At 63.1% G+C, this 11345-nt stretch carries 11 protein-coding genes and 2 pseudogenes; 10 read left to right on the top strand and 3 right to left on the bottom strand.

All coding sequences use genetic code 11. The features are described from left to right. The 8 genes and pseudogenes from KNN17_RS15875 to KNN17_RS15840 form a co-directional block, all read left to right on the top strand. Positions 1–219, top strand: a 219-nt coding sequence (locus KNN17_RS15875; protein WP_241709948.1) for an aldo/keto reductase, incomplete at its 5' end; no start/stop codon positions are given. After that, on the top strand, positions 216–698 hold the full coding sequence (locus KNN17_RS15870) for a heme-binding protein (RefSeq protein WP_241709947.1): 483 nt from the start codon (positions 216–218) through the stop codon (positions 696–698). The genes KNN17_RS15875 and KNN17_RS15870, both read left to right, overlap by 4 nt. Positions 699–782: 84 nt before the next feature. Further along, positions 783–1517 (top strand): sugar phosphate isomerase/epimerase family protein, encoded by a 735-nt coding sequence (locus KNN17_RS15865; RefSeq protein WP_241709946.1) that lies wholly within the window; start codon positions 783–785, stop codon positions 1515–1517. Between the two features lie 29 nt (positions 1518–1546). Further along, positions 1547–2656, top strand: a complete 1110-nt coding sequence (locus KNN17_RS15860) for a Gfo/Idh/MocA family protein (protein ID WP_241709952.1) — start codon at positions 1547–1549, stop codon at positions 2654–2656. A gap of 125 nt (positions 2657–2781) precedes the next feature. Continuing rightward, on the top strand, positions 2782–3717 hold the full coding sequence (locus KNN17_RS15855) for a TolB family protein (protein WP_241709945.1): 936 nt from the start codon (positions 2782–2784) through the stop codon (positions 3715–3717). 133 nt (positions 3718–3850) lie between these two features. Further along, entirely contained in the window at positions 3851–4744 is an 894-nt protein-coding gene (locus tag KNN17_RS15850) for a 3-keto-disaccharide hydrolase (RefSeq protein WP_241709944.1), read from the top strand. Then, positions 4741–5764, top strand: a pseudogene (locus KNN17_RS15845) (Gfo/Idh/MocA family protein). Before KNN17_RS15850 ends, KNN17_RS15845 begins: the two are co-directional and overlap by 4 nt. Before the next feature lie 45 nt (positions 5765–5809). Then, complete coding sequence (locus KNN17_RS15840) at positions 5810–6418, top strand: SDR family oxidoreductase (RefSeq protein WP_241709943.1); 609 nt, start codon at positions 5810–5812, stop codon at positions 6416–6418. Here the strand turns inward: KNN17_RS15840 and KNN17_RS15835 are convergent. From KNN17_RS15835 to KNN17_RS15825, 3 genes and pseudogenes are all read right to left on the bottom strand, one after another. Further along, positions 6339–7211, bottom strand: coding sequence for an aldo/keto reductase (locus KNN17_RS15835; RefSeq protein WP_308196825.1), 873 nt, complete (start codon positions 7209–7211; stop codon positions 6339–6341). The genes KNN17_RS15840 and KNN17_RS15835 overlap by 80 nt on opposite strands. Positions 7212–7275: 64 nt before the next feature. Next, a pseudogene (locus KNN17_RS15830) lies at positions 7276–8314 on the bottom strand (zinc-dependent alcohol dehydrogenase family protein). A gap of 105 nt (positions 8315–8419) precedes the next feature. Further along, the gene (locus KNN17_RS15825) at positions 8420–9319 is read right to left on the bottom strand and encodes a helix-turn-helix transcriptional regulator (protein WP_241709942.1); all 900 of its coding nucleotides are present in this window, start codon (positions 9317–9319) and stop codon (positions 8420–8422) included. A 136-nt stretch (positions 9320–9455) separates the two neighbouring features. Between KNN17_RS15825 and KNN17_RS15820 the strand changes: the two genes are divergently transcribed. Both KNN17_RS15820 and KNN17_RS15815 read left to right on the top strand, forming a co-directional pair. After that, entirely contained in the window at positions 9456–10826 is a 1371-nt protein-coding gene (locus KNN17_RS15820) for an MFS transporter (protein WP_241709941.1), read from the top strand. Between the two features lie 87 nt (positions 10827–10913). Then, positions 10914–11324: a (R)-mandelonitrile lyase gene (locus KNN17_RS15815; RefSeq protein ID WP_241709940.1), complete on the top strand. Its 411-nt coding sequence runs from the start codon at positions 10914–10916 to the stop codon at positions 11322–11324. Positions 11325–11345: the final 21 nt, after the last annotated feature.

The raw sequence follows: 11345 nt of genomic DNA, 5'->3' as shown, positions 1-11345 counted from the left end.
TCACTGTGCCAGGAATGGGGCACCGATCTCGCCACCGCGGCGCTCCAATTCTCCTTGCGCGATCCACGCATCCACATGTCCGTGGTCGGCATCAGCAAACCCGAGCGCATCGGGGCACTCCTCACATCCGTCAACACCAAACTTCCGGAGGAGTTCTGGTCAGCCGCCGAGGAACTCGTCCCCGAGCCCTCGAACTGGCTGGATCCGGTGGCACCATGACCGAGCAGAACGAGGCCGAGCTGCAGGCGATGCTCGACGAAATCCAAGGGGAAGTTGCAGAGCGGACCCTCCCGCATTTCGGCCACGCTGACGCGCGAAGGATCGGATCCGCCGCAGCGGCCCTGGCAGAACGCGACCAGCTGCCAATCGTGGTCGCCGTGTCCCGGGGAACGCAGCGCGTATTCCATGCCGCGTTCGCCGGCACCACCGCCGAACACGACGACTGGGTGCGGCGCAAGCTCAATACGACAATGCGCCACGAGATCCCGAGCCTGGAGTTCGTCCTGCGACAGCAGCTCTCCGGCCATACCCCCGACTGGCTCGACCAACGTGAATTCGCCATTGCCGGCGGAGCCGTGCCGATCATCGTCGCCGGAATCACCGTCGGTGCGATAGCCATCTCAGGCCTGGTGGGATCCATCCGGGAAGACCACGACCTTGCCATGGAAGCGCTACGGACGGCCCGATCCCAACCCTGACGCCGAAAACGAAGCCACCCAAGAGGTGGCCCGAATCGATCATTATTTGAAACGCCAGTACCTCCAGTACCTAAGGACACTCCATTGTCATATTCCATCCAGCTGTACACCCTGCGCAATGCCATGCAGGAAGACCTGCCGGGCACCATCAAGAAGGTTGCCGAGATCGGTTTCACGCAAGTTGAACCCTACAATTTCGTGGCCACGGCGAAGGAACTGGGCGCTGCGCTGAAGGAGAACGGGCTGAGCGTCCCGTCCGGCCACGCGCCGCTGCTGAGCCAGGACCAGGACGAGATCTTCGCAGCCGCCAAGGAACTCGGCATCAGCACGGTCATCGACCCGTACCTGCCCGCCGAGCACTGGCAGAACGCCGAGGACATCGAGGCCACCGCGGCCAAGCTGAACGCCGCGGCCAAGAAGGGCGCCGAATACGGCATCCGCGTCGGCTACCACAACCACGCCTGGGAACTCGAGTCCACCGTCGAGGGCCAGACCGCCCTGGAGTACTTCGAAGGCCTCCTTGACCCGGAACTGGTCCTGGAAGTGGACACCTACTGGGCATCTGTCGGTGGCCAGGACCCGGTGGAACTGCTCGCCCGCCTCGGTGACCGCGTGAAGTTCATCCACATCAAGGACGGCCCCGGCACCACGGACACCAAGGCCCAGCTGCCGGCCGGCCAGGGCACCATCCCGGTGCTCGACGTCGTTGCTGCCGCAAAGTCCCTGGAAGTGGGCGTCGTCGAGTTCGACGACTACGCCGGAGACATCTTCGAAGGCATCGCCGAAAGCCTTGCCTTCGTGACGGCAGGCAAGGTCTAGTGAGTCGCCCCGTCCCCTTGGGCGTGGCGATGATCGGCTACGCGTTCATGGGCAAAGCCCATTCGAACGCGTGGCGGAACGTGGGAAGCTTCTTCGACGTTCCGGCCTTCGAGCAGAAGGTGCTCGTGGGCCGGGACGCCGGACAGGTCGCCGAGGCCGCGGCCAGGTACGGCTGGGCCGAGTCCGCCACGGACTGGCGCCAGGTCCTGGAACGCGATGACATCCACATCGTGGACATCTGCGCGCCGGGCTGGATGCACGCCGAAATCGCCATCGCCGCGCTGGGGACGGGCAAGCACGTCCTCGTGGAAAAACCCCTCGCCAACACCCTGGCCGAGGCCGAAGCCATGACCGGCGCCGCGCGCGCCGCCCGGGCGCGCGGCATCCAGTCCATGATCGGCTTCAACTACCGCCGCGTCCCGGCCCCGGGCCTGGCGAAGGAACTGATCGCCGAGGGCCGGCTGGGCACGGTCCGGCACGTCCGCGCCGCCTACCTGCAGGACTGGCTCGTAGACCCCGACTCCCCCATGACCTGGCGATTACGCAAGGAAACCGCCGGATCCGGCGCGTTGGGCGACATCGCCTCCCACGCCATCGACCAGATCCAGCACCTAACCGGCCAGAGTGTGACAGAGGCAACCGGCGTGCTGCGGACATTTGTCGTGCAACGGCCCGGGCCCGATGGCCGTGAGGAAGTCACCGTGGACGATACCGTTTGGGCGACGCTGGGGCTGACAGGGGGTATCGGCGCGTCTGTGGAGGCATCCCGCGTCGCCACAGGGCGGAAGAACAGCCTGCAGATCGAGGTATACGGCACCCTCGGGGCCCTCACCTTTGACCTCGAAAACCTGAACGCACTGAGTTTCCTCGACACCGCCGCCCCCGTGCGCGAGCAGGGCTTCCGCCGGATCCTGGTTACCGAACCCGACCACCCCTACATGGATGCCTGGTGGCCGCAGGGCCACGTCATCGGCTGGGAACACACTTTCACGCACCAGATCCGGGACTTTCTGCTGGCCATACGTGAGGGTAGCCAGCTATCGCAGTCCTTCGAGGACGGGCTGCAGGTCCAGCGCGTGCTGGGAGCCATCGAAGAATCAGCGAACAACAAGAGCACGCTCACCGTCGTCGGCCGCTGAATCCCAGCGACATCGCCGGATAAATGTCGGCACTGACCTAAAACCGATGCCCAGAAGCGGGACTCCGGAGACAAATCTAGTGGCCTCACTCCAAGGCACCGAACGACTGAACGAAGGAAGCACGAATGATTTCATCAACCAACTCCCGTGGCCTTAAGACAGCTCGATACCCGGGCCGGGACGACATGCAACCGAATCAGGTGAGCCAGCTCATCATCGCCGACGTCGAAGCGGGCACCGAAACACTCGTGTACCAGTCGAAGCAGCTCGTCCAGTCCCCCAACTGGACACCCGATGGCCGGTGGCTGGTTGTCAACAGTGAGGGGAAGCTCTTCAGGATGGTCGCCGACGGAACTGGTGACCTCGAATTGATCGACATCGGCGATGTCGGGGGCGTGAACAATGATCATGTGCTCTCGCCCGACGGGGAGCGCGTGTACTTCAGCGCTCTCGGCCACCTGTACTGTGTAAGCCTCGCAGGGGGCGACGTGCGTAGGGTGTCAAACGTGCACCCGGAGCAGCAGCGATACAGTTATTGGCTGCACGGCATCTCGCCGGACGAGCAGACACTCGCTTACGTGTCAGTCGAGCCCGAGGGCGACGAGCCGCGCGCACGACGCAATCTCGCGACCATCCCCGCGGCCGGTGGTCCGGAAACCCAGGTAACGGAAGGGGTCAACGATTACGACGGCCCGGAGTACTCCCGCGACGGAAAATGGATCTACTACAACTCCGAAGAGGTCGCCGCCGTCAAGGGGCACGCCCAGATCTTCCGGATGCGGCCCGACGGCACGGAGCGGCAACAGCTGACCTTCGACGAACGGATCAACTGGTTCCCGCACTTCACACCTGACGGCAGGGAGTTCGTGTACATCAGCTACCCGCCCGGCACCATCAGTCACCCCGCCGACATGGACGTGGAACTGCGCATGCTGCCCGCCGACGGAGGCGAGCCCCGAACCGTCGTAACGCTGTTCGGCGGACAGGGCACCATGAACTGCAACAGCTGGGCGCCGGATGGCAAACGGTTCGCGTTCATCGCATACCCGTCCACCCTGTAACGAGGATCATCCGGGAGGGTCATTCCGCGGCGACCCCTTAACTGGGAAGACGTCGGCATGGACCACCCGATGCCCCTTTGCAGCGCCGTCAAACCCTCAAAAACCTCAAACTACGAACGAAATGGATCCGCACATGACACTCTCCGAAACGCCCGACGACGACGGGTTCGTGCCGCTGTTCGACGGCGTCAGCCTGGCCGGGTGGCACACCGCGCCCCGCATTTACGGTTCGGTGTACCCCGGCGGACCGAGCGTCCTCGAGCACTTCGACAGCCTGGGACTTCAGCGCCCCGTAGAGCCGGAAAAGCATCCTGCCCGCTGGAAGGTCGAGGACGGCGTCCTGATCGGCGAGCAGGACGCTCCCGGGAGCGGCTACGGCGGCTACCTTGTCAGTGACCAGGCCTTCGGGGACTTCGAGCTGGTCCTTGAAATGCGACCCGATTGGCCCGCGGACACCGGCGTCATGCTCCGGCGCCAACGGGACAGCTGGGAAGGATTCCAGGTCCTCGTGGACCACCGCCCCTCCGGCGGCATCGGCGGCTTCTTCGGCAACGGGCTCGCGAGCTTCTCGGCGGTTCCGTTCGCGATCGACGTCATCCATGACGACGCCGGCCAAGCAATAGGCCTCAAGGCCGATGACCCGGCCACGTCGGTGGAGCCAGTGACGGAAGAGAAGCGCGCCCGGCTCAGCTACGCCGCCGACGTCGACGATTTCCTGAACGTGTGGCGCTGCGATGACTGGAACGAACTCCGTGTCCGTTGCGTGGGCGCCATGCCCGTCATCACCACCTGGATCAACGGGCTCAGGATCGCCGAGCTGGACACCGCCACCTTGCACTCGCCCAACTACGATCCCGACGCGGTCTTTGATGTGCTCGGCGACAGCGGACACATTGCGCTCGAGGTCCACGACAACGACGCCATGTTCGGCGAAGCCCGCTGGGGCGTCGGAGCACAGTGCCGGTGGCGGAACATCCGGATCAATCACCTCAGCCAAAATGCAACGGACGAAGAAACCCAACCATGACCGACCGGCCTTATGGCACCGTGCCAGAACAACAGATTCGTTGGGGAATCCTCGGCACAGGATTCATCGCGACTGTACAGACACAGGACTTGATAGCGAACGGCTTTACCATCCAAGCCGTCGGCTCCCGTTCGCTGGAATCGAGTCGCGCGTTCTGCGATAAATTTGGGATTCCAACCGCCCACGAAGGCTACGAAGCACTGGCATCTGACCCCAACGTCGATGTTATTTACGTTGCCACGCCGCACACTTTCCATCATGCCCACGCACTACTGGCACTGAATGCCGGCAAGCATGTGATGGTCGAGAAACCCTTCACGATAAACGCCCGGCAAGCCCAGGACGTTGTTGAATTGGCAGAAGCCAAGGAGCTGGTGGCACTGGAAGCCATGTGGAGCCGCTTTCTACCTCACATGGTCCGGCTGCGCGAAATCATCAACGAGGGGGAACTCGGCGAGGTCCGCAAAGTTATCGCCAGCCTCAACATGAACCTTCCAAAGGATCCTTCGCATCGGCTGAACAACCTTGCACTGGGCGGCGGAGCGCTGCTGGACCTCGGAATCTACCCGGTCTCCTTCGCTTTCGGCGTCCTAGGCGTCCCGGCAAGCATTCGGGCAAGCGGCTCAATGACCGCAAGCGGTGTAGATCGACAAACAGCTGTGATTCTTGAATACCCAGATGGACAGCAGGCGCTTCTGGACTGCGCATTAGACGCTAGCGCAGCCAACCGAGCCGCGATTATCGGAACCGAAGGATGGATCGACCTCGGTTCGAATTGGTACGAGGCAACCGGTTTCACGCGTTATGGCGTCGATGGAGAGGTACTGGAGACGTTTGGGCATTCCGTGAACGGCAGAGGAATGCAATTCCAGGCTGCCGAAATGGAACGTTTGATCCGAAGCGGTGCAACAGCAGGGCCCGTCCAATCCCCCCCCTGGAGAGAGCGCCGCGGTCATGGCCGCGATGGACGAGATCCGCCGACAGATTGGACTCAAATGCGAGGCCGACGGAGCGGAATAGAGACCCCGCACAGCAGCCCCTCGGCCGACAAGGTCCAAATCGGATATGCCGTCGCGCACCACTTGGCCTCGCGCCGGACACGTGTGGTCGGCGTCGACCCGCTGCCAGGCGACGCTGGACGTCAACCTCAGCGCCAGCTTCTACATGGCCCAGGCGGTCGGCCGCGTCATGATCGACGCCGGACACGGCCGCATCATCAACCTGGCATCCCAGGCGGCGGTCATCGGACTCGACCAGCACGCTGCCTATTGCGCCTCCAAAGCCGCGATCGTCGGACTGACACACGTCCTTTCGCTCGAATGGGAGCCAAAGGGCATCACGGTTGACGCTGTATCCCCGAGGAAATCCCCTCGGGAAAGGGCCTGGGCAGGGGAAAAGGGCGAGAAAGCCAAACGGGAAATCCAGATCGGCCGATTCGCACAGCCCGAGGAAGTGGCGCCACTCTCCGCTTACTTGGCCGGCGAAGACGCAACGACGGTCACCGGCACCAACGTCCTGATTGACGGTGGATTCACCACCATCTCGGAGACTGCTGAACCGGAGTGCGTGGGAAACTGCCGGACTGGAGAGCTTTTCAGGCTTCGGGTATCTCCCGCGCGAATGCCTCCGGGGTCACTGTTTCTGGTTCCGGGCCACCTCGCAGACCGGTGTTGAGCCCATCGATGGTTGTGACCTGATCATCGGTGAGTTCGAAGTCAAACACATCGAAGTTCGCGGTGATCCGTTCGGGCTTGACCGACTTCGGGATCGCGGAACGCCCCTCTTGGAGGTGCCACCGCAACATGACCTGCGCTGGTGTCTTGCCGTGCTCGGCAGCGATCCGTGCGATCACCGGGTCGTCGAACGTGCTCTGGCCGGTCCCACGGTAGTCGGTGATCCCGCCCATCGGCGACCACGCCTGCGTGAGGATCCCATGGCGGGCGTTCGCTTCTTGGACGTCAGGCTGCGTGAAGTATGGGTGCAGCTCGACTTGGTTCACCGACGGGACGACGGTGGACCGATCGAGGAGCGTTGCGAGGTGTTCCGGCATGAAGTTGCTGACGCCGATGGCCCGGACGCGACCGCCCGCGAGGAGCGTTTCCAAGGCGCGGTACGCCTCCACAGTCTTGTCGAACTGAGTCGGAACGGGCTGATGCAGGAGCAACAGGTCAATCTGCTCCACCCCGAGCTTTCCGGCACTCTTGTCGAAGGCATGGAGCGTCTCGTCATAGCCGTAGTCGCTAATCCAGACTTTCGTTTCAATGAAGATCTCGGACCGGTCGATCTCAGAGCGGCGGATGCCATCGCCGACTTCTCGTTCGTTGAAGTAGGACGCTGCTGTGTCGATGAGGCGGTAGCCCACGCGCAGTGCTTCGGTAACGGAGGACTCCGTCACGTCGGGGGGCGTCTGGAAGACACCGAAACCGAGGGCGGGCATTTCCACACCATTGTTGAGGGTCACATTCACGTTCAATCCTTCTTTCTGGAAATTGTGGTTCGCGGGTCGTACCCGGCTGGACGAATTGCCGGTATCACATACCGCCGCGCAGGAGGGTTTTAACCGCGCGACGTTCGTCCATCGCCTGATAGGCGTCGGCGATGTGATCAAGATCAGTGACGTAATCAAAGACCCGTCCCGGATTGATCCGACCCTCGAGAACGTCGCCAAGGAGTTCCGGGATGTAGCGGCGGACTGGGGCGACGCCGCCGCGCAGACCCACGTTGCGGAAGATGACCGTGTTGATGGGCACGACGACGTCATGCGGCGCGCCGACTGCCCCCACAACGGATCCGACACGAGCGATGCTGAACGCGGTCTCCATGGACGGCCCGGTCCCTACGCACTCCAGGGCGGCGTCGACGCCGATCCCCTGGGTCATCTCCATGATCCTCTCAGTCGCGTCGTCACCTCTTTCGGGAATAACGTCGGTTGCCCCGAATTCCTTGGCGAGGGCTTGGCGCGCGGGGTTGCGGCTGAGGGAGATGATGCGTTCGGCGCCGAGCCGCTTGGCGGCGATCACGGCGCAAAGTCCGACGGCTCCATCCCCCCACGACCGCCACGGTATGCCCCTGTTTCACCCCACCGCTGACGGCTGCGTGGTGGCCGATGCACATCACATCGGAGAGCGCTAGGAACGATGCGAGCATCTCGTCGGAGTGTCCGTCGCCCGGGACGCTAACGAGTGTCGCATCGGCGAAAGGGACCCTGACAGCCTCGCCCTGCCCGCCGTCAAAACCGTGATTGCCGAACGAGCCACCATTAAGACAGTTGGAGGGCCACCCTGCCAAGCAGTTCGCGCAAGTGCCATCGCAAAAGGTAAACGGGGCAATCACAAGGTCCCCTTTCGAGACGCTCCGGACATCGGCGCCGACCTCGTCGACGATGCCGATAAATTCGTGCCCGATAGGTCCAAGTGCGTGCGGAGATTCGCCCCGGTAATACCACAAATCAGAGCCGCAGACGCAACCAAGCAGCACGCGCACGATGGCATCTGACGGGTTCTGCAGTTTCGGATCGGGCCGTTCGCCAAGGGTGATGTCGCGGGGACCGCCGCAAATTACTGCTCGCATGGAGGGTTCCTTTCATTCTGGGCACTCGATTGTTGCCGACGTTACTCCGCTCCATTCCGGCGAAGGAGGCACTTGGAGTACACATTTGCGGGACGCCGGCGTCTTTCAGTTAGGCAGGTCCTTCCGGTGCGCGAGATCGTCGGGATTGGGTGCGACGGACGCCGGATGGGTGGCGCTCCAGCTGGCGAGGAAGTCCAGCTGTTCTTGGGCGTGGCTGCCTGGTTCAGCCGTGTAAGCGATCAAGGTCAGGCCCTCGCCGGGAAGCTCGAGTGCGTCGCAAGTGAGTTCGATGTCGCCGACAAGCGGGTTGCTCATTGCCTTGCGTGCCATGCGGTAGGGGCGGACGCTGTTTCGGGCCCAGCGAACTGAGAACTCCGAGCTTCCCGTGGCAAGGTCGCCGATGAGGCTGTTGAGGGCACGGTCATGGGGGCTACGTCCCGCTTGGACGCGGAGGGCCGTCGCGAGATCTTCGGCGATTGTGTCCCAATCAACGAAGAAATCCCTCGACCTGTGGTCGAGGAAAACGAATCGGGCGAGATTGAGAGGCAAGCCACTGGGTCTAAGGATGTCCATGTACAGGGCGAAGCAAAGGCTGTTCGCGGCCACGACGTCCATCCGGGCGTTACGGAGGTAGGCAGGTGCGCCTGTGATTCCAGCTAGGATCCGCTCGACACTCGGGCGCACTTCTGCCCGTGCCCGACGTGCCCCTGCCGCCCGCGGCCTTGCGGCGGTCTTGGCCAAGTAGAACAAATGGGCACGTTCAGCCTCGTCGAGCCGAAGGATTCGGGCGATCGATTCAAGAACGGATTCGGAAACCCCGCTCAAGTTTCCACGTTCAAGGCGGGCGTAGTAGTCCCGGCTGACGCCAACAAGTATCGCGACTTCCTCACGTTTGAGTCCGGAGACCCTCCTGGAGCCTCCGCATGGGGAGATCCCGGCCTCGGCTGGTGTGATGCGAGACCGCCTGCTCATAAGGAACTCGCGGACGCTTTTGCTGTTGTCCATGGCTTCTACGCTAAGACGCCACAACCGGTCCTAACAGGAACTGCCAGTACACCGCACACCAGGTACTCCCACACGCAGGCGGTAGCTGGTCTTCTTAAGTGTGTTCAGAATTCCTTCCTGAAAGGACACGGTATCCGTGACCATCATCAAACCTCCTCCGGTGGCCGTCGCCCCGCCGCGCGCATCTCTGGCTGTTGCCATGCTGGGGTTCTTCGTCGTCGCCCTGGACGCCCAGATCGTCAACGTTGCCCTGCCGGAGATCCGGAATGACCTTGGAGGCGGCCTTTCTGGCCTGCAGTGGATAGTCACCGGCTACACCCTGATGTTTTCCGCGTTGCAACTGTTCGCAGGGAGCTTCTCCGACCGCGTCGGAGCCCGCCGGGCCTACGGTATTGGCATGATCGTGTTCAGCGTGGCTTCTGTGGCGTGCGGGTTCAGCCCCAGCCTCCCGGCACTCATCGCCGGCCGCGTGCTGCAGGGCATCGGGGCGGCAATGATTACCCCCACTTCCCTCGCGCTCATTCGTGAGGCGTACCACGATCCTGCGCGTCGCGGCAGGGCCATAGTTTACTGGGGCTTGGGCGGTTCGGTCGCCGCTGCTGCCGGGCCCGTGCTTGGAGGAGTCCTCACGCAGATCGACTGGAGACTGATCTTCTTTGTCAATCTTCCGGTCGGCGTGGCAGCTCTCGTCCTGCTCTCCCGCGTTGCTCCCTCACCCCGGCGCCCGCGGCCCTTCGATTGGTTCGGGCAGACCACGGCCGTACTGGCGCTTGCAAGCTTGACCTACGGCATCATCGAGGGCGCGGAACTGGGCTACGGAAGCCCCGCGATCCTCTCCACGTTCGCGGTGTGCGTCATATCGGTGGCAGTCTTCGTGGTGGCGCAAGCCCGGGGCCGGCACCCGATGCTCCCGCTTGACCTGTTCCGCTCTCGCACAGTTTCCACCGCGCTGATCATTGCCGGCGTCACAATGGCCGCGTTCTACGGCGTCGTCTTCCTCCAAAGCCTTTATTTTCAACAGCAACGCGGGGTCACCGCGCTGGGGACCGGACTTCTCTTCTTGCCTATGAGCGGACTGGTTGCCCTCCTCGTTCCCCTTGCAGCACGGCTCGTGAACCGTTTCGGACGCATTGCAGTGATCGTGGCGGGCCAACTAGTCATGGCCCTGGGCCTGGCTGGACTTTGCTTGCTCCCCACGGATTCTCCGACCCTCCTCGTCGCGCTCCTCATGGTCCCGGTCGGCGTTGGCGGTTCCTTCACGGTTCCCCCGATCATTGCCCTCATCATGGACCATGTACCGGCAGAACGGGCGGGGACCGCCAGCGGAGTCATCAACACCGCACGCCAGGTTGGCGGCGCGCTCGGGGTCGCCGTCTTCGGTGCCGTACTGGCCGGGCAAAACTTCATGGACGGTCTCCGCACCGGACTCGGCGCCACCGCCGTCCTTCTCTTGGTGCTCGTCGTCGCGTCCTTGCCGCTACGGCACGCTAAGCAGGCAGGGTATTAACGAACGCGCCTGAGGGTCGGAGGGCGCAGTCGGGACAGCAGCAAAGACCATGAACTAACCAGACCGAAACTGCTACAGGAAGACACGATGAAACTTATACCCCCTACCCCAACGGCCAAAGCCCCAACGGAGAGGTTCACGGGAGACGTCTACCTCAACTCCCTCCACAACGGCGAGGCGCCCTCGCGTCTCGTGGCGGCGCTGGTCCGCTTCACCCCTGGCGCCCGTACGAACTGGCATTCCCATCCCCTTGGCCAGACCCTGCACTGCACCGACGGCATCGGGTTCGTTGCTACCCGGGACGGCAGCGTGATCCTCATGCGCGCAGGAGACACGGTCCACACGCCGCCCGGCGAGGAACACTGGCACGGCGCCACCCAGGACAACATGATGTGCCACCTGGCTTTGGTCGAGCACGACAACGGGGAGAGCGCCACCTGGCTTGAACCCGTCAACAACCAGGACTACGAAGACGCGCACGCCCAAGCCAACCGATAACCGCATCAGCCGATTCCGACA

Origin of the sequence: Arthrobacter bambusae (assembly GCF_022606295.1) — a bacterium.
GTDB lineage: Bacteria > Actinomycetota > Actinomycetes > Actinomycetales > Micrococcaceae > Arthrobacter > Arthrobacter bambusae_A.
This window is presented reverse-complemented; position numbering and strand designations above follow the sequence as displayed.